The organism is Streptomyces sp. NPDC048507, from assembly GCF_043199995.1.
In the GTDB taxonomy this organism is placed as follows: domain Bacteria; phylum Actinomycetota; class Actinomycetes; order Streptomycetales; family Streptomycetaceae; genus Streptomyces.
This window is the reverse complement of sequence record NZ_JBICWZ010000002.1, coordinates 486,672-504,553: the sequence shown is the minus strand read 5'-3', so window position 1 is coordinate 504,553 and position 17,882 is coordinate 486,672. Positions and strand designations below refer to the sequence as shown.

The following is a 17,882-nucleotide window of genomic DNA, read 5'->3' as shown; positions in this document are numbered from 1 at the left end:
CCATGTCCACGACCCTCCCCGCGCCGCGGAAGCAGGCCGACCCCGCCGCCCCCGCGGGCGCGCGCGTCGAATTCCGCGGCCTGCGCCGGGCGTTCGGCTCCACCGTCGCCCTCGACGGCCTCGACCTGAGCGTCGAACCCGGCGAACTCCTGGCCCTGCTCGGCCCCTCGGGCTGCGGCAAGACCACCGCCCTGCGCGTCCTCGCCGGCTTCGAGACGCCCGACTCCGGCGAGGTCCTGGTCGACGGCGAGGACATCACCCGGGTCCCGGCCAACCGCCGCGACGCCGGGATGGTCTTCCAGTCGTACAGCCTCTTCCCCAACCTCAGCGCCCGCGACAACGTCGCCTTCGGCCTGCGCGTGCGCAAGGTCCCCGCCGCGCAGCGCCGCGCACGCGCCGCCGAACTCCTCGACCTGGTGGGCCTGCCCGACCACGGCGAGCGCTACCCGCACCAGATGTCCGGCGGCCAGCAGCAGCGCGTCGCGCTCGCCCGCGCGCTGGCCCTGCGCCCGCGCGTGCTCCTGCTCGACGAACCGCTCTCCGCCCTGGACGCCAAGGTACGGGCCAACCTGCGCGAGGAGATCCGCCGCCTCCAGCTCGACCTCGGCATCACCACCGTGTTCGTCACCCACGACCAGGAGGAGGCCCTGTCCATGGCCGACCGGGTCGCCGTGCTGAACGCCGGGAAGCTGGAGCAGTGCGCCGCCCCCGCCGAACTCTACGAACGCCCCGCGACGCCCTTCGTCGCCGAATTCGTCGGCACCATGAACCGGCTCCCCGGACGCCTCACGGACTCCGGGCTGGTGGAGGTCTCCGGCACCCGGCTGCCCGTCGACGGCCCCGTGCCGGCCACCCCGGACGTGGAGGTGCTGGTCCGCCCCGAGAACCTCACGGTCGCCGCCGACCCCGAAGGCAACGCCACCGTCACGGCCGCCTCCTTCTTCGGCGCCGTCACCCGCCTCCACCTCGACCTCGCCGACGGCACCCGCGTCAAGGCGGACCTCGCCTCGCGCGACGCCGCGGACCTGGCCCCGGGCGCGCGGGCCGCCGTAGGACCGGCGCAGCGCCCCGTGCTCGTCGTGGCGAGGACCGCGTGAACGCACTCGCCGCCGTCCTCTTCGACATGGACGGCACCCTCGTCGACACCGAGGTGCTGTGGTGGGAGACCACCGCCCGGACCGCGGAGCGGCTCGGACACCGCCTCGGACCGGCCGACGCCCCCGAGGTCGTCGGCCGCGCCGTCCCCGACACCGCCGCCCACCTCGTACGGGTGACCGGGCGCGGGACCGCCGGGGAGGTCGCCGCCGAACTCACCGAGGGCTTCTTCCGCCGGGTCGCGGCCGGGGCGCCCGTGCGCCCCGGGGTCCAGCGGCTGCTCACCGCCCTGGAAGCCGAGGGCATCCCCTTCGCGCTGGTCAGCGCCTCCCCGCGGGTGGTCGTCGACCAGGTGGTCGGGGGCGCCCTGGCGCACGTCCCCTTCGCCTTCACCGTGTCCGCCGACGACACCGTACGGACCAAGCCGCATCCCGACCCCTACCGGGAGGCCGCCGCGCGCCTGGGCAGCACGCCGGCCCGGTGCGTCGCCGTGGAGGACTCCCCGGACGGGGCCGCCTCCGCCGAGGCCGCCGGCTGCCCCGTCCTCGTGGTGCCCTCGCTGCTGGAGGTGCCCGCCTCAGCGGCGCGCACCTTCGCGCGGTCCCTGGAGGACGTCACTCCGGAGGTCCTGCGGCGCTGCGTCACGGGCGCCGGTACCGGTACCGGTGGAACCGCTCAGGCGGACAGGACGAGCAGCTCCAGGATGCCCTCCGCGTAGGCCCCGCAGACGGATCCCGGACCGGTCTCCAGCACGCCGACGAGCAGCGGCAGGCCGGTCCGGACGTGCGCGGCGACCTGCCCGTACAGGCCCGCCCCGTGGGTGTCCCCGTCGTCCTCGGCGCTCAGCAGGGACAGCAGCGTCCACAGCAGCGCCTCGCGGCCCGACTGCCGGGGCGGCCCGGCCGACCAGACCGCCATCAGCACCGCGCAGGCGGCCGGGGCCGGGGGCCACAGCCGGGTCCCGGTGAACACGTGCCCCTGCAGGGCGTGGAACGCCGCCGGATGCCCCTCCGCCGCGTCCCACAACGTGTCCTCCAGATGCGCGGCCGGACGGCCGCAACCGCAGGTGACGGCCGCCCAGTCGTGCCGCGCGAGCTCGGCCCGCACGCCGTCCGGCACCAGCGGACTGCTGCGCGGCATGTCCTTCCCTCTCATGTGGCTCCTTTCATGCGGCCCCAGTATGGGAGGCGGGCGGGGACCGGGTCGAGCGGGGCGTCCGCGGCCCCCGGTGGCCGTGGCAGGCTGGACCCGTGAACGAGGCACCGCAGGCAGCAGCAGCACCGGCCCCCCGCGAACCGCAGGCCCCCCGGGAACCGCACGCGCGGCGGGAGGCTCCGGCGGTCCACCGGGCCGCCGGCCGGACACCGCTCTACCTGAAGCTCGCCGAGGAGCTGCGCGCGGCCATCACCGCGGGGGAGTACGGATCGGGCGCCCGGCTGCCCGCCGAGGACGAACTCGCCCGCCGCCACTCCGTCTCCCGGGGCACCGTCAGGCAGGCCCTGGCGGCGCTGCGCACCGACGGGCTGATCACCTCCCGCCGGGGCACCCGCCGGGTGGTGCTCGGCGGCCCGGCGGAGCGCAGCGTCGCCTGCGAACTGCGCAGCTTCACCCGCTGGGCGCGCTCCCTGGGGGAGGAGCCGGGCGGCCGGACCGTCGCCGTGGACCGGGGTGCGGCGGACGCCGAGGAGGCGGAGCAGCTGCGGATCCCCGCCGGGGCGACCGTGTACCGCGTGCTGCGGCTGCGGACCCTGTCCGGGGCGCCGGTGATGGTGGAGCGCACCACGTACCCGGAGGCCGTCGGCGTGCTGGTGGCGGGGATGCCGCTGGACACCGTCTCGTACTCGGAACGGCTGGCCCGGCACGGCGTGCTGTTCAGTGACGCCCACCACACCATCGACATCGCGGCCGCGGACGCCGCGGACGCGCGGCTGCTGGGCTGCCCCGAGGGCGGGGCGCTGCTGCGCGAGCGCCGGCGCGCCACCGACCCGGCGGGCACGCCGGTGGAGTGGTCGCAGGACCGCTACCTGCCGGGGACGGTGGCCTTCACGGCGCACTCGACGGCGGCCGGCGCGCTGGGCCGCCGGCTGCGGCCCTGACGGGCGCGGCAGCGCGGGCGGCGCGGGCAGCGCGGGCGGCGCGGGCGCGCCCGGCGGGCCGGGGCGCTCAGCCGTCGCCGCGCAGCAGCGGTGCCAGCAGCGGCCGGAAGTGGGCGAAGTCCGGGGTGTCCGTCAGCGGGTCCTTGGCCCGCTCGTCCCAGCGCCGTACGGCGACCGCGTCGGCCGCCCCCGGCAGGGCCTCGAAGGCCCGTGCCTGCTCCGTGGTCATCGGGCCGCCCTGGACGCGCAGGGTGTGCACCGAGGCTTCCGAGAGCAGGTCGACGTAGCCGGGCTCGGCCGTGCACAGGTACCGCTTGGCGGCGACGTGCAGCCGTACCGGCTCGGTCACCTCCGGCCCGAACCAGCGGGCCAGCCAGTCGGCGCCGGTGTGGCTGTGCCGGTTGTCCAGGCCGCCCTCCATCAGGTCGCGGCCGGTGACCGTCCCGTGGAAGTGGCCGATGTCGTGCAGCAGCGCGGCGGCCACCAGGTGGGCGGGGGCCCCGGCCGCCTCGGCGAGGGCGCCCGCCTGGAGCATGTGCCCGGCCTGCGTGACCTCCTCGCCGAGGTACTCGGCGCTGCCCTCGCCCTCGAAGAGCGCGGCGAGCAGGTCGAGGGGGCCGTGGGGTCCGTCGGTCGCGGCGCTCACGCGGCGGCCCCGTCCCGGCGCAGGACGGCCAGGGCCGAGCCCAGCCCGTCCAGATCGGCGTACGCCCCCTGCAGGTGCCGGGCGCCGCTCTCGGCGAAGGCCGTACGGGCGTGCAGCAGACGGGTGTTGTCGAAGATCAGGCAGTCCCCGGGAGCGAGCCGGAAGTCGAGGCGCAGTGCGGGGCGCAACAGCAGCTCGCCGAAGCGCCGGTAGGCCGCGTAGAACTCCGCCAGGACCGGGGCGCTCTCGTGGAGGGTGCCGATGGAGCGGTTGTTGAAGCGGACCTCGCGGATCCGGCCGAGCGGGTCCACGTCGATCAGGGGCCGCTGCGCGCGCAGTTCGGTCCGCGCGTCGGTGAAGGAGAACTCCACCGGCACCCGGGTCAGCACGTCGAAGGCCCGTGGGTCCTCCCGGCGCAGCAGCGCGGCCGCGTGGAAGCCGTCCACCAGCCCGGAGTCCCCGCCCCGCGCCTCGTTGCGCAGGCAGTGCAGCAGCTGCACGGTGGGGACGGGGTCCCGGTACGGGTTGTCGGTGTGCGGGGTGATGAGGGCGCCGGTGAAGGCCAGGTTGTTCGGGTCGGGCTCGACCCGGACCTCGAAGAGCTCCCCGTAGTTCGTCCGGCGCACGAAGCCGAAGGTCTCCGCCACGTCGAGGACCATCCGGTCCCGGCGCGGCACCTCCCGCAGCAGGACGAAGCCGAGGCGCCGCACGCTCTCCAGCGCGTGGATCCGCACCGCGCGGTCGCCGACGTAGGCGTCCCACGAGGCGTCGGGCAGCCGTCCGGCGAGGTCGGCGGCGGCCCACAGCTCCTTGTCGGCCTCGGTGCGGCCGTCGCCCCCGGTACCGCGCGCGCCGCCCGTGGGGGCGTGGGCGTCGAGCCAGTCGGCCGGGTAGAGCGAACGGTGCCCGTCCGGCTCCCACACCACCTCCCATCCCGCTCCGGTCGCGCCGGGCACCTCGCGTACGGAGCCGACGGCCAGGCCGGGGGGCAGGTCGGTGATCTGGAACAGCTTCTGTCCGTTGCGCGGATCGCGGCAGGTGTCGCAGGGGCAGTTGTCGCGCAGCCAGGGCGCGGGCGAATCGGTGATCGCCGTCGAGGACATCGGGACTCCCGTCGGGGGCGGAACAGGAACAGGAACAGGAACAGGAACAGAGGGATTGAAGTTGTATGTACAACTTCGCTTCCGGTCGGCATGGTGGCAGCCTCGGATGGCCACGAGGTGGCAGGCGGATGGCCGGAAACTGTCGGCGCGGCCGGCCGACGCGGGCGCCGGAAGCGGTCAGGAATGAAGAAGCGTGCCCGCCGGGCCGCGACTAGCGTGGCGAAGGACGACACACGAACCCAGGAGCGACCATGACCGGCTCATCCACCCAGGGCGTCAAGACCGTGCTGCACCCCGTCTCGGACCTGGCCAAGGCCACGGAGGTGTACGCCGCCCTGCTCGGCGTGCGGCCCACGGCCGAAAGCCCCTACTACGTCGGCTTCGAGGCCGCGGGCCAGCAGATCGGCCTGGTCCCCGCCGGCGGCCCGCAGAGCCCGGCCTCGCCCGTGGCCTACTGGCACGTCCCGGACATCGAGGCGAAGGTCGCCGAGGTGACCGCCGCGGGCGCCACCGTGCTCCAGCCCGCCCGGGACGTCGGCGGCGGCCGCCTGATCGCCACGGTGACCGACCCCGACGGGAACGTCCTCGGCCTGATCCAGGACCGCTGAGCCCGGGTGGCCGTTGCCGCGGCCACCCCCGACGACGTAGAACCGGACCACGCAGCACGTACGAGGACCGGCGGCGCCCCGCGACGGCCCCGTCCGACAGATGGAGACACCATGAGCAAGGCCCCGCGGACGGACCCGGACCCGGACACGGACGCCCCGGCGCGGCACGCCGCCGACCGCCACGAGCTGATCCGCGTGCACGGCGCGCGCGTGAACAACCTCAAGGACGTCAGCATCGAAATCCCCAAGCGCCGTCTGACCGTGTTCACCGGCATCTCCGGCTCGGGCAAGAGCTCCCTGGTGTTCGACACGATCGCCGCCGAGTCCCAGCGGCTGATCAACGAGACGTACAGCGCCTTCGTCCAGGGCTTCATGCCGACGCTGGCGCGCCCCGAAGTCGACGTGCTGGAGGGGCTGACGACCGCGATCGTGGTCGACCAGCAGCGGATGGGCGGCGATCCCCGCTCCACGGTCGGCACCGCCACCGACGCCAACGCCATGCTGCGCATCCTCTTCAGCCGGCTCGGGCAGCCGCACATCGGCCCGCCCGGCGCCTACGCCTTCAACGTCCCCTCCGTCCGGGCGAGCGGGGCGATCACCGTCGAGCGCGGGACGAAGAAGACGGTGAAGGCCACCTTCAACCGCACCGGCGGCATGTGTCCGCGCTGCGAGGGCCGCGGCTCCGTCTCCGACATCGACCTCACCCAGCTCTACGACGACTCCAAGTCGATCGCCGAGGGCGCCTTCACGATCCCGGGCTGGAAGTCCGACAGCTTCTGGACGGTACGGGTCTACGCCGAGTCGGGGCTCCTGGACCCCCACAAGCCCATCCGGAAGTTCACGAAGAAGGAGATGCAGGACTTCCTCCACCGCGAACCGACCAAGGTGAAGGTCGAGGGCGTGAACCTCACCTACGAGGGGCTCATCCCCAAGATCCAGAAGTCCTTCCTGTCCAAGGACAAGGAGGCGCTGCAGCCGCACGTCCGGGCGTTCGTGGAGCGGGCGGTCACCTTCACCACCTGCCCCGAGTGCGAGGGCACCCGCCTCACCGAAGGGGCGCGCTCCTCGCGGATCGGCGCGCTCAGCATCGCCGACGCCTGCGCCCTGCAGATCAGCGACCTGGCCGCCTGGGTCGCGGACCTCGACGAGCCCTCGGTCGCGCCGCTGCTCACGACGCTGCGGGGCACCCTCGACTCGTTCGTGGAGATCGGCCTGGGCTACCTCTCCCTCGACCGGTCCTCGGGGACCCTGTCGGGCGGCGAGGCGCAGCGCGTCAAGATGATCCGCCACCTCGGTTCCTCGCTCACCGACACCACGTACGTCTTCGACGAGCCCACCACCGGCCTGCACCCCCACGACATCCAGCGCATGAACGGCCTGCTGCTGCGGCTGCGGGACAAGGGCAACACGGTGCTGGTGGTGGAGCACAAGCCGGAGACGATCGCGATCGCCGACCACGTCGTCGACCTCGGCCCCGGCGCGGGCACGGCGGGCGGCACGGTCTGCTTCGAGGGCTCCGTCGAGGGGCTGCGCACCGGCGGGACCATCACCGGCCGCCACTTCGACGACCGGGCCCGCGTCAAGGAGACGGTGCGCGCGGCGACCGGCGCGCTGGAGATCCGCAGCGCGGACCGGCACAACCTGCGGAACGTGGACGTGGACGTTCCGCTCGGGGTGCTGACCGTCGTCACGGGCGTCGCCGGCTCCGGCAAGAGCTCGCTCGTCCACGGCTCGATCCCGGCGGGCGCCGAGGTGGTCTTCGTCGACCAGAGCCCGATCCGCGGCTCGCGCCGCAGCAACCCCGCCACGTACACCGGGCTGCTCGACCCGATCCGCAAGGCCTTCGCCAAGGCGAACGGCGTCAAGCCGGCCCTGTTCAGCGCCAATTCCGAAGGCGCGTGCCCGGCCTGCAACGGCGCCGGTGTCATCTACACCGACCTGGCGATGATGGCCGGGGTCGCCTCGCCCTGCGAGGACTGCGGGGGGAAGCGGTTCGACGCGTCGGTGCTCGACTACCACCTCGGCGGCCGTGACATCAGCGAGGTGCTCGCCATGCCGGTCACCGAGGCGCAGGAGTTCTTCGGCGCGGGCGAGGCGCACACCCCGGCCGCCCACCGGATCCTGGGCCGCCTCGCCGACGTCGGGCTCGGATACCTGACCCTCGGACAGCCGCTCACCACGCTGTCCGGCGGGGAGCGGCAGCGGCTCAAGCTGGCGACGCACATGGGGGAGAAGGGCGGGATCTACGTCCTGGACGAGCCGACGACCGGCCTGCACCTCGCCGACGTGGAGCAGTTGCTCGGGCTGCTCGACCGGCTCGTCGACTCCGGCAAGTCCGTCATCGTCGTCGAGCACCACCAGGCGGTCATGGCGCACGCCGACTGGATCATCGACCTCGGTCCGGGAGCGGGCCACGACGGCGGCCGGATCGTCTTCGAGGGCACGCCGGCCGAACTCGTCGCCGCCCGCTCCACCCTCACCGGCGAACACCTCGCGGCCTACGTGGCCACCTGAGCCGGAGCCGGAGCCGGACCCTCAGCCGGCGGGCAGGATCACCGTCACCCCGGGTTCCGGCGCCGAGTCCATCGCGGCGAGGGCCGCCGGGGCCGCGGCCAGCGGCAGGGTACGGGTGACCAGCAGGTCCGCCCGCAGCGCGCCCGAGCGGACCAGCTCCAGCATCGGCGGGTAGGCGTGGGCGGCCATGCCGTGGCTGCCCAGCACCTCCAGTTCCCAGCCGATGACCCGGTCCATCGGGAGCACCGCGGGGCCGGACTCCGCCGGGAGCAGCCCGACCTGGACGTGCCGTCCGCGCCGGCGCAGTCCCGCCACCGAGGCGGCGGCCGTCGCGGGGGAGCCCAGGGCGTCCAGCGAGAGGTGGGCGCCGCCGCCGGTGAGGTCCCGGACCGCCCCGGCGACGGCGCCGGGGCCGGTCGCACGGGGGTCGACGGTGTGCGCGGCGCCGAAGGCGCGGGCCAGCTCCCGTGCGGCCGGGGCGGGGTCGACGGCGACCACCCGGGCGCCCGCGGCGACCGCGATCATCACCGCGGACAGGCCGACCCCGCCGCAGCCGTGGACGGCGACCCACTCGCCCGCCGCGACCCGGCCCCGTACGACCACCGCCCGGAACGCCGTCGCGAACCGGCAGCCCAGGGCGGCGGCGGTCGCGTACGAGAGCTCCTCGGGCAGGGCCACCAGGTTCACGTCGGCGTGCTCCAGGGCCACGTACTCGGCGAAGGAGCCCCAGTGCGTGAATCCGGGCTGCGTCTGGTGCGCGCACACCTGGTGCTCGCCCGCCGCGCAGTCGGCGCAGCCGCCGCAGGCACAGACGAACGGGACGGTCACCCGGTCCCCGGGGCGCACGCGGGTCACCCCGGGGCCCACCGCCTCGATCACCCCGGCCAGTTCGTGCCCGGGGACGTGGGGGAGGGCGATGCCGGGGTCGTGGCCCTGCCAGCCGTGCCAGTCGCTGCGGCACAGGCCGGTCGCCTCGACGCGGACGACGGCTCCGCCGGGCGAGGGCGCCGGATCGGGCACGTCCCGTACCTCGGCCGCTTCCGCGAACCGTTCGAACACCACCGCGCGCATGGGACCGCCTCCCGTCGACTGCCCCGCACGCTACCGGCTCGCCGCGGGCCGGTCAGCCGGCGGCGCGGGCCCGGCTCAGGGCCAGCGCGGCGAGGGCCTCGGGGGCCCCGGCCTGGCCGCGGATGCCGGGGAAGGCGTTGACGTCCACGATGAGCGGGGTGCCGTCACCGGTGTCGATGACGTCCACCCCGTAGACGTCCAGGGCGAACACCGCGCCGACCCGCAGGGCCAGTTCGGCCCGGTCGTCGGCCCGCCGGTCCGTGCCGCGCGACGGCTCCCCGGGCCCGGTGGCGAGTTCGGAGCGGCGCAGGCCCGCGAAGACCCGGTTCCCGACCACCCACAGCTTGTGGTCCCAGCCGCTGTTGGGCGCGAACGGCTGCACCACGACCGGCTCCCGGCCCCAGGCGGCCACCAGCTCCCGCAGCCCGCGCGGACCGTCGACGCGGGCGACGAGGTCGTGCTTGCGGCTGGCCCGGCTCTTGACCACCATCGGCCAGGGCGGCCCGTCGGCGTCGGCCGGTGCGGGCGTCCGCTCCGCCAGCTCCGCCAGCTCCGCCAGCTCCGCCAGCTCCGCCAGCTCCGCCAGCTCCGCCAGCGAGCCGAAGGTGCGGGTGGGGGAGAAGGGCAGCCCGGCGCGCAGGGCCAGGCCGGCCATGCCGGTGCGGTCCTGGCAGGCCGCGGTGGCGGCCGCCGAGTTGAGCACGGGCGCGCCGCGCCGCTCCAGCTCGCGCGCCAGGTCCAGCGCGGCCGGCGTACGCGACTTCAGCAGGTATACGTCGGCCCGCGGGCCGGCCGCCGCCGCGGCCCCGCCCGCCGGGTCCAGCACCTCCACCGCGTGCCCGGCGGCGGTGAGCAGCCGGGCGGTGGCCGCCAGCAGCGGATGCCCGGCGTCGGGGGTGATCAGGCCGGCCCTCACGCCCCGTCCCCCGCCCCCGCCGCCACCTGGAGCGGGATCGTCACCGGCAGGGCGAACGCCGGGGCGGGCGGGAGGACGCGGCCGCCGCCGGTGCGGGCGAGGGCCAGGACGGCGCGGGCCACCCGGGCGGCGGCGTCGGGAACCTGACGGAAGCTCGGGAAGTCGTTCACGTCGACCACCACGGGCCCGTCGGGGCCCAGCAGCACGTCCACCCCGTACAGGTCCAGTCCGTAGACCTCGCCCACGCGGGTGGCGATCTGCGCCACCTCGGGGGGCAGCGGCACCGGGCGTTCGAGGACTCCGGCCTCCGGGTGCAGGGGGGAGCGGCGCTCGGTGGCGAAGAGCTCGCCGTCGACGCAGTAGACCTTGATGTCGGTGCCCGTGTTCGGCACGTACGGCTGGGCGATGAGCATGCCCTCGCCCGCGAGTGCGGGCAGCAGCGCGGCGAGCCGGTCCGGCCAGGGCACCAGGTGCACCGCGCGGCCGGAGCTGCCGTCGGCGGGCTTGACGACCAGCGGGTACGCGCTGTCGGGGAGCTCCGCGAGCAGTTCGGGGCGGGCGACGGCGTAGGTGTCCGGCTGGGGCAGGCCCCGGGCGGCCCCGATGGCGGCGGCCAGCGCCTTGTCCCGTACGCCGCGGATCGAGCGGGCGTCGTTGACCGTGGTGAGGCCCGCGGCGGCGGCCGCTTCGAGCAGGGTGAGCCCGGGGCCGCCGGAGACCGTCTTGAGCACCCAGGCGTCGTGCGCGCCCGACCGTACGACGTCGCCCATGCGCAACAGCGAGCCGCCCGGCCGCACCACGTCCACCTGGTGCCCCCACGCGGTCAGTTGCCGGATCACCTCGTTCGGCATGCCGTCACGACGGTAGTGCTCCTCCACCAGGAAGCAGAGCCTCATGACCTTCCCCATATTCCCCGGACGCCCCTCCGCCGATTCCGTCCGGCGAGCTGTGACGTCACAGGATGCCATGGCATAGCCCCGAAACCGCGCCAGAAGGAGCCTAAGTGGGCGCTACAGAGCGTGATAATCGTCAAGACCTTTCCTAAACGATCAGCAATCCTCTTATAGTTGTGCCTCGTTGCCACAGGAACCCTCTCTTCCATTTACGCCCGGTTTGAGGCATTGACTACATGACGGCGTCGCCCTCCCCCTTCCGCCCCTCCGCACTCGCGCTGGTCGTCACCGCGGCCGCGGCGGGCGCCCTTTCCGCGGCGGCCGTGTCCGCGGCCCCGGCCTCGGTCCAGACGCCCCTCGGGTGGTTCTCGGCCTGCGGTTCGTTCCTGCTCGCCGTGTCCGCCTGCGCCGTCACCTGGTGGTCGCGCAGCGCCCGCCTGCTGCGCGGCCGGCTCACCGCCCTCGCGGGAGAAATGGCCGCCCGTGACGCGTACATCGCCCGGCTCACCGCCGACGCGGCCCGCGACACGGCGGCCCACACCTCCGAACGCGCCCGGCTGCTCGCCGCGCACACCGCCGAGGTGGACCACCTGACCGCCGGCCGCGCCGCCGACGTGGACCGGCTGACGGCCCACCACGTCGCCGAGCTCGACAGCATGACCGCCGCCCAGCTCGCCACCCGCGAACGGCTCGCCGGAGAACTGCGGCGCGCCCAGTCCGGACGGGCCGCCGCCATGGCCGCCGCCGCCAACGCGGCCGGCCGGATGCAGGCGCTCGCCACCGGAATGCTGGCCGACCTGCGGGAGATGGAACACCGGCACGCCGACGAGGAGGTCCTCGGCGACCTGCTGTACCTCGACCACCGCACCGCCCAGGCGGGCCGGCTCGCCGACTCCATCGCCGTCCTCACCGGAGCCCGCTCCGGCCGCCGCTGGGCCAAGCCCATCGTCATGGAGTCCATCCTGCGCGGCGCGATGGGCCGCATCGGCGGCTACCAGCGGGTCCGGCTGCACTCCACCAGCGACGCGGCCGTCGCCGGACACGCGGCCGAGGGCGTCATGCACGCCCTCGCGGAACTCCTCGACAACGCGGCGAACTTCTCGCCGCCCACCGCCGAGGTCCACGTGTACGTGGAAGAGGTGCCCGCCGGGATCATCATCACCGTCGAGGACAGCGGTCTCGTCATGAGCGAGGTCCAGCTGCGCCGCGCCGAACAGGCCGTCGGCGCCGAGTCCCTCGACCTGGCCGGGCTCTCCGGCACCCGCCTCGGCCTCGCCGTCGTCGGCCGCCTCGCCCGCAAGCACGGGCTGACGGTCTCCTTCCGGCCCTCCGCGCGCGGCGGCACCGGCGCCCTGATGATGCTCCCGCAGGAGCTGATCAGCCGCACCCCCGGCGACCCCGTGGCCGTCCCAGCCCTCCCGGCCGCCCCGGAGCCCGCCGCGCGCCCGGACGCGTCGGTCCCCGCCGAGCCCGTGCCGTACGAGGCCGAGCCCGTCCACGACACCGCCGGCACCCCCGGCGACCCCGCCCACGACCCCGAGTCCACCGGCGAGACCCCGGTGCTCGGCGAGAGCGGACTGCCCCAGCGGCGGCGCGGCCGGACCCTGGCCGCGGCCCATCCCGAGGGGCCCGACGCCGACGCGGCGGCCCGCACCCCGGCCGCCCCCGCGGCCGCCTCCCGGTCCGCCGCCCGCTTCGGCAGCTTCCGCCAGGCCGTGCGCGGCGCCACCGAGCAGCAGCCTTAGGGGCGCCCCGGGCGGCCGGGCCCCCGCCCGGCCGCCCCGAACGCCCCCACGAACCCCCGTACCCGGAAGGCATCACGCAATGACCGGCTCCACCACCGACGAGACGCTCAGCTGGCTCCTGGAAGGCCTCCTGGAGCGCACCCCCGGCGCCCGGCACGCCCTCGTGCTGTCCCGCGACGGCCTCAAGCTGTGCCGCACGCCCGAGCTCTCCGTCGACCAGGCCGACCAGCTCGCCGCCATAGCCGCCGGCATCCAGAGCCTGTCCCACGGAGCGTCGATCGAGTTCGGCGACGGCACCGGCGGGGTCCGCTCCGCCATGGCCGAGTTCTACGGCGGACTCCTCTTCATCGTCGAGGCCGGGGAGGGCGCCCACCTCGCCCTCGTCGCCACCGAGGACGCCGACGCGGGCCTCGTCGGCCACAACATGTCGGAACTGGTCGAGCAGCTGAGCGAACATCTGATCGCCAGGCCCCGGGGATGAGCCGCGGCAGGCCGGGCCGGGACGACTCCCCGGACCGGCTCTACACCCTCACCGGCGGCCGCAGCAGCTCCGGTTCCGACGCCTTCGACCTGGTGACCCTCATCGTCGCCGAATGCGACCCGGTACCCGGCATGCAGTCCGAACACGCGGCGATCCTGCGGATGTCGAGCTTCCCGACGGCCGTCGTGGAGATCGCGGCGGAGCTGGGCCTGCCCGTCTCGATCGTACGGATCCTGCTCGCCGACCTGCTCGGCACCGGCCGCATCAGCGCCCGGCACCCGCGCGCCACGACGTACCGCCTTCCCGACCTCGACATCCTGGAGCAGGTGCTCGTTGGACTCCGCAACCTCTGACCGGGGCGAGCCCCGGCAGAACCTCAGCAGCACCGCCGACAACGGTCTCAAGATCGTGATCGTGGGCGGTTTCGGCGTCGGCAAGACCACCATGGTCCGCTCCGTCAGCGAGATCCGCCCGCTGAACACCGAAGAGACCATGACCAAGGCGGGCGAGGCCGTCGACGACACCGAGGGCGTCGGCGCCAAGACCGCCACCACGGTCGCCTTCGACTTCGGCCGCATCACCCTCGACGCCCACAACGTCCTGTACCTCTTCGGCGCCCCCGGCCAGGAACGGTTCTGGTTCCTGTGGGACCGCCTCTTCTCCGGCACCCTCGGCGCCGTCGTCCTCGTCGACACCCGCCGGCTCGCCGACTCCTGGTACGCCATCGACCGCCTCGAACACCACGGCACGCCCTTCGTCGTGGCCTGCAACGACTTCGGCGGACCCGGCCACACCCCGGAACAGATCCGCGCCGCCCTCGACCTGCCGTCCGAGGTCCCGCTGCTGTTCTGCGACGCGCGCTCCCGCGCGTCCAGCAAGGAGGTGCTGATCTCCCTCGTCGAACACCTCCAGCACCTCCAGGGCGTACACCACCCCCAGACGGCCCTCCCGTCCCCGATCCCGGAGCCCACCCCGTGACCACCCCCGAGCCCCAGCCCGTCTACCTCGGCGGCCCCCGCTTCCAGACCGACCCCGCCGAGCTGTACCGGGAGATGCGCCGCGACCACGGCGCCGTCGCCCCGGTCGTCCTCGACGGCGACGTCCCGGCCTGGCTGGTCCTCGGCTACCGCGAACTCCACCAGGTCACCAGCGACCCGCAGCTCTTCTCCCGCGACTCCGACCTGTGGAACCAGTGGGACCGCATCCCCGCGGACTGGCCGCTGCTCCCGATGATCGGCCGCAAGCAGCCGTCCATCCTCTACACCGTCGGCGAACGCCACCGCGAGCGCGCCGCCGTGATCTCCGGCGCCCTGGAGGCCGTGGACCCCTTCGAACTCAAGGGCCACGCCGAGCGGTTCGCCGACGAGCTCATCGACCAGCTGTGCGGCAAGGGCGAGTGCGACATCGTCGGCCAGTACGCCATGCTCCTGCCCCTGCGCGTCCTCGCCCGCCTCTACGGCTTCTCCGACGAGCAGGGCCCCGGCCTCGTCACCGCCATGAACGACATGATCAACGGCCGCGAGGGCGCCCTGGACGGCCAGCGCCACCTCGGCGAGTCGATGTACGCGCTGCTCGCCGCCAAATCCGCCGAGCCCGGCCCCGACGTCGCCTCCCGGATGCTCGCCAACACCGCGGGCTTCACCGTCGACGAGATCGCCCAGGACCTCATGGTGATGATGGCGGCGGGCCACCAGCCCACCGCCGACTGGATCGGCAACTCGCTGCGCCTGATGCTCACCGACGACCGCTTCGCCGCCTCCCTGGCCGGCGGCCGGCACAGCGTCGGCGAGGCCATGAACGAAGTGCTCTGGGAGGACACCCCCACCCAGAACGTGGCCGGCCGCTGGACCACCCGCGACACCAAGCTCGGTGGACAGCGCATCGGCCGCGGCGACCTGGTCCTGCTGGGCCTGGCCGCCGCCAACGGCGACCCCCACGTCCGGACCGACGCGGGCGCCCTCACCGGCGGGAACAACGCCTTCTTCTCCTTCGGCCACGGCGAACACCGCTGCCCCTTCCCGGCCCAGGAGGTCGCCGAGGTCATCGCGCGGACCGGCATCGAAGTCCTTCTCGACCGGCTCCCCGACGTCGACCTCGCCGGCCCCGAGCAGGCGCTCACCCGGCGCCCCTCGCCCTGGCTTCGCGGGCTCAGCGCCCTTCCCGTGACCTACACACCCACCCCCGCGCTTGGAGCCGCCCGATGACCTGCCCGATCGACCACACCGGCCCCGCCCCCCTGGTCCTCGACCCCTTCGTCGCCGACCTCGACGCCGAGAGCGCCGCGCTGCGCGCCGCCGGCCCGCTGGTCCCCGTCGTGCTGCCCGGCGGCGTCGGCGTGTACGCGGTCACGCACCACGCCGAGGCGCGAAGACTGCTCACCGACCCCAGAGTGGTCAAGGACATCAACGCCTGGGGCGCCTGGCAGCGCGGCGAGATCCCCCTGGACTGGCCGCTGATCGGCCTCGCCAACCCCGGCCGCTCCATGCTCACCGTCGACGGCGACGAGCACCGCCGGCTGCGCACCCTCGTCGCCCAGGCCCTCACCGTGCGCCGGGTCGAGAAGCTGCGCGCCGGCATCGAGGAACTCACCACCGACATGCTCGACCGGCTCGCCGCGCTCCCGGCCGGGGAGAGCGTCGACCTGAAGGCCGGGTTCGCCTACCCGCTGCCCATGAACGTGATCAGCCGGCTGATGGGCGTGGACGCGGCCGAACACCCGCGCCTGAAGGCCCTCTTCGAGAAGTTCTTCTCCACCCAGACCCTCCCCGAGGAAGTCCCGCAGATGATGGCGGACCTCGGCGCGCTCTTCTCCCGGATCGTGGAGTCCAAGCGCGAGAACCCGGGCGACGACCTCACCAGCGCGCTCATCGCGGCCTCCGAGGACGGCGACCACCTCAGCACCGAGGAGATCACCAACACCCTCCAGCTGATGGTCGCCGCCGGCCACGAGACCACCATCAGCCTGATCGTCAACGCGGTCGTCGCCCTGGAGACCCACCCGGAGCAGCGCGCCCTGGTGCTGGCGGGCGAGGTGCCGTGGGAGAACGTCATCGAGGAGACGCTGCGCTGGTCCACCCCGACCTCGCACGTCCTCATCCGCTTCGCCACCGAGGACATAGAGGTGGGCGACCGGATCCTGCCCCGCGGCGAGGGTCTGATCGTCTCCTTCGGCGCCCTGGGCCGCGACGAGGCCCAGCACGGCGAGAGCGCGGGCGCGTTCGACGTCACCCGGACCCCCAACCGGCACATCTCCTTCGGCCACGGCCCCCACGTCTGCCCCGGCGCGGCCCTGTCCCGGCTGGAGGCCCTGGTCGCCCTCCCGGCGCTCTACGCCCGCTTCCCGGACCTGACCCTGGCCGTCGCTCCGAAGGAACTGCGCAACAAGCCGATCCTCACCCAGAACGACCTGTTCGACCTGCCGGTGACGCTCACTACGACCTCAGGCTGACCCCGCGTCAGACCGGGAGCCGACGTACGGTCACGGCGGCCCGCCTAGGTTCGGTGCCATGCAGATCAGACACCGCACCGCGGCCGCCGTGGCCCTGCTCGCCCTCTCGCTCCCGCTCGCCCTCGCCGGGACGTCCGCCGCCCGGGAGGCGCCCGCGGCGGCCCCGGACACCCGCACCGCCGGGCCCGAACTCCCGCGTCCCACCGGCCGGTTCGCCGTCGGCCAGGAGGACCTCCACCTCGTCGACCGCAGCCGGACCGACCCGTGGGCGCACTCCGGGCCCCGCGAACTGATGGTCACCCTGCGCTATCCGGCCGAACGCGGCACCGGCCGCGCCCCCGCGCCGTACATGAGCACCGAGGAAGCCCGGCTGATCCTCGCCGACCAGGGCATGGACGGGGCCGTCGACCCCGCTGCGTACGCGGCCACCCGCGGGCACGCCCGCACCGCGGCCCGCCCGGTCCAGGGCCGCTACCCGCTGGTCGTCCTCTCGCCCGGCTTCACCGTCCCGCGCGCCACCCTCAGCTCCCTCGCCGAAGAGCTCGCCTCCCGCGGCTACGTGGTGGCCGCCGTCGACCACGCGTACGAGAGCGCCGCCACCGCCTTCCCCGGCGGCCGCGTCCTGACCTGCCTGGCCTGCGGCCAGGCGGAGGGCCCGGGCGGCCGCGAGGCCGTCACCGCGGTCCGCGCCCGCGACACCTCCTTCCTGCTGGACCGGCTCACCGGCCGCCACCCGGCCTGGCAGCGCTCCGGCCTGATCGACCCCACCCGCATCGCCATGGCCGGCCACTCCATCGGCGGGGCCTCCGCCCTCCCGGCGATGGCCGCCGACCCGCGCATCCGCGCGGGGCTGGACATGGACGGCACCCTGCCCGAGCCGTACCCGGCGGCGGGCATCGGCGGGCGCCCCTTCATGCTGCTGGGCTCGGCCACGAGCACACCGGGGGCCGACCCGGCCGACTGGACCGGCCCCTGGCGGCACTTCGACGGCTGGAAGCGCTGGATCACCCTCGACGGCACCGACCACTTCGGCTTCACCGACTTCCCCGTCCAGCGCGACCAGCTGGGCCTGCCGCACCCCGGCGCGCCCCTGCCCGGCGCCCGCGCCGTCGAACTGACCCGGCGCTACGTGAGCGCCTTCCTCGACCGCCACCTCAAGGGGCAGGACCGGCCCGTGCTGGACGGCCCGTCCGCCGACGCCCCCGAGGCCCGCTTCCACGACCCCTCGTAAATCCGATGGTCATCTCACGCCGGAGAAGGCTAGGT

Annotated in this window: 18 protein-coding genes; 12 read left to right on the top strand and 6 right to left on the bottom strand. The window is 74.6% G+C overall.

All coding sequences use genetic code 11. The features are described from left to right. Positions 1–2: 2 nt before the first annotated feature. Both ACGFXC_RS07390 and ACGFXC_RS07385 read left to right on the top strand, forming a co-directional pair. On the top strand, positions 3–1,097 hold the full coding sequence (locus ACGFXC_RS07390) for an ABC transporter ATP-binding protein (protein ID WP_393710411.1): 1,095 nt from the start codon (positions 3–5) through the stop codon (positions 1,095–1,097). After that, positions 1,094–1,813: an HAD family hydrolase gene (locus ACGFXC_RS07385; RefSeq protein ID WP_393710409.1), complete on the top strand. Its 720-nt coding sequence runs from the start codon at positions 1,094–1,096 to the stop codon at positions 1,811–1,813. Before ACGFXC_RS07390 ends, ACGFXC_RS07385 begins: the two co-directional genes overlap by 4 nt. Here the strand turns inward: ACGFXC_RS07385 and ACGFXC_RS07380 are convergent. Then, a complete protein-coding gene (locus ACGFXC_RS07380; RefSeq protein WP_393710407.1) occupies positions 1,771–2,250 on the bottom strand; it encodes a hypothetical protein in 480 nt (159 codons plus the stop codon). The two genes, ACGFXC_RS07385 and ACGFXC_RS07380, sit on opposite strands and share 43 nt — an antisense overlap. A 95-nt stretch (positions 2,251–2,345) precedes the next feature. On the opposite strand from ACGFXC_RS07380, the gene ACGFXC_RS07375 reads away from it, so the two are divergent. After that, on the top strand, positions 2,346–3,191 hold the full coding sequence (locus ACGFXC_RS07375; protein ID WP_393710405.1) for a GntR family transcriptional regulator: 846 nt from the start codon (positions 2,346–2,348) through the stop codon (positions 3,189–3,191). Between the two features lie 67 nt (positions 3,192–3,258). Here ACGFXC_RS07375 and ACGFXC_RS07370 read toward each other — a convergent pair whose 3' ends face one another. Together ACGFXC_RS07370 and ACGFXC_RS07365 are read right to left on the bottom strand one after the other, a co-directional pair. After that, positions 3,259–3,837 carry a phosphonate degradation HD-domain oxygenase gene (locus ACGFXC_RS07370; RefSeq protein ID WP_393710403.1) on the bottom strand — a complete coding sequence of 193 codons (579 nt, stop codon included), beginning with the start codon at positions 3,835–3,837 and terminating at the stop codon, positions 3,259–3,261. Then, positions 3,834–4,940, bottom strand: a complete 1,107-nt coding sequence (locus ACGFXC_RS07365; RefSeq protein WP_393710402.1) for a TauD/TfdA family dioxygenase — start codon at positions 4,938–4,940, stop codon at positions 3,834–3,836. Before ACGFXC_RS07365 ends, ACGFXC_RS07370 begins: the two co-directional genes overlap by 4 nt. Before the next feature lie 251 nt (positions 4,941–5,191). Between ACGFXC_RS07365 and ACGFXC_RS07360 the strand changes: the two genes are divergently transcribed. Both ACGFXC_RS07360 and ACGFXC_RS07355 read left to right on the top strand, forming a co-directional pair. Continuing rightward, complete coding sequence (locus ACGFXC_RS07360) at positions 5,192–5,548, top strand: VOC family protein (RefSeq protein WP_393710400.1); 357 nt, start codon at positions 5,192–5,194, stop codon at positions 5,546–5,548. Positions 5,549–5,659: 111 nt separating this feature from the next. Beyond that, a complete protein-coding gene (locus tag ACGFXC_RS07355) occupies positions 5,660–8,062 on the top strand; it encodes an ATP-binding cassette domain-containing protein (RefSeq protein WP_393710399.1) in 2,403 nt (800 codons plus the stop codon). Positions 8,063–8,083: 21 nt separating this feature from the next. Here ACGFXC_RS07355 and ACGFXC_RS07350 read toward each other — a convergent pair whose 3' ends face one another. The 3 genes from ACGFXC_RS07350 to ACGFXC_RS07340 are packed head-to-tail and all read right to left on the bottom strand — an operon-like array spanning position 8,084 to position 10,945. Then, a complete protein-coding gene (locus ACGFXC_RS07350) occupies positions 8,084–9,133 on the bottom strand; it encodes a zinc-dependent alcohol dehydrogenase family protein (protein WP_393710397.1) in 1,050 nt (349 codons plus the stop codon). Between the two features lie 52 nt (positions 9,134–9,185). Continuing rightward, positions 9,186–10,049 carry a RimK family alpha-L-glutamate ligase gene (locus ACGFXC_RS07345; protein WP_393710396.1) on the bottom strand — a complete coding sequence of 288 codons (864 nt, stop codon included), beginning with the start codon at positions 10,047–10,049 and terminating at the stop codon, positions 9,186–9,188. After that, entirely contained in the window at positions 10,046–10,945 is a 900-nt protein-coding gene (locus ACGFXC_RS07340) for a RimK family alpha-L-glutamate ligase (protein WP_393710395.1), read from the bottom strand. The genes ACGFXC_RS07345 and ACGFXC_RS07340 overlap by 4 nt, the downstream gene beginning before the upstream one ends. A gap of 233 nt (positions 10,946–11,178) precedes the next feature. Here ACGFXC_RS07340 and ACGFXC_RS07335 point away from each other — a divergent pair, with 233 nt between their 5' ends. The 7 genes from ACGFXC_RS07335 to ACGFXC_RS07305 all read left to right on the top strand — a co-directional run bounded on the left by ACGFXC_RS07335 (position 11,179) and on the right by ACGFXC_RS07305 (position 17,847). Then, a complete protein-coding gene (locus ACGFXC_RS07335; protein ID WP_393710393.1) occupies positions 11,179–12,687 on the top strand; it encodes a sensor histidine kinase in 1,509 nt (502 codons plus the stop codon). A gap of 79 nt (positions 12,688–12,766) precedes the next feature. After that, complete coding sequence (locus tag ACGFXC_RS07330) at positions 12,767–13,168, top strand: roadblock/LC7 domain-containing protein (RefSeq protein WP_351826555.1); 402 nt, start codon at positions 12,767–12,769, stop codon at positions 13,166–13,168. Next, complete coding sequence (locus tag ACGFXC_RS07325) at positions 13,165–13,521, top strand: DUF742 domain-containing protein (RefSeq protein ID WP_393710392.1); 357 nt, start codon at positions 13,165–13,167, stop codon at positions 13,519–13,521. Before ACGFXC_RS07330 ends, ACGFXC_RS07325 begins: the two co-directional genes overlap by 4 nt. Then, a complete protein-coding gene (locus ACGFXC_RS07320) occupies positions 13,502–14,146 on the top strand; it encodes an ATP/GTP-binding protein (protein ID WP_393710391.1) in 645 nt (214 codons plus the stop codon). The genes ACGFXC_RS07325 and ACGFXC_RS07320 overlap by 20 nt, the downstream gene beginning before the upstream one ends. Continuing rightward, positions 14,143–15,372, top strand: a complete 1,230-nt coding sequence (locus ACGFXC_RS07315; RefSeq protein WP_393710390.1) for a cytochrome P450 — start codon at positions 14,143–14,145, stop codon at positions 15,370–15,372. Before ACGFXC_RS07320 ends, ACGFXC_RS07315 begins: the two co-directional genes overlap by 4 nt. Further along, positions 15,369–16,616, top strand: a complete 1,248-nt coding sequence (locus ACGFXC_RS07310; protein ID WP_393710388.1) for a cytochrome P450 — start codon at positions 15,369–15,371, stop codon at positions 16,614–16,616. The genes ACGFXC_RS07315 and ACGFXC_RS07310 overlap by 4 nt, the downstream gene beginning before the upstream one ends. 58 nt (positions 16,617–16,674) lie before the next feature. After that, positions 16,675–17,847 (top strand): alpha/beta hydrolase family protein, encoded by a 1,173-nt coding sequence (locus ACGFXC_RS07305; protein ID WP_393710387.1) that lies wholly within the window; start codon positions 16,675–16,677, stop codon positions 17,845–17,847. Positions 17,848–17,882: the final 35 nt, after the last annotated feature.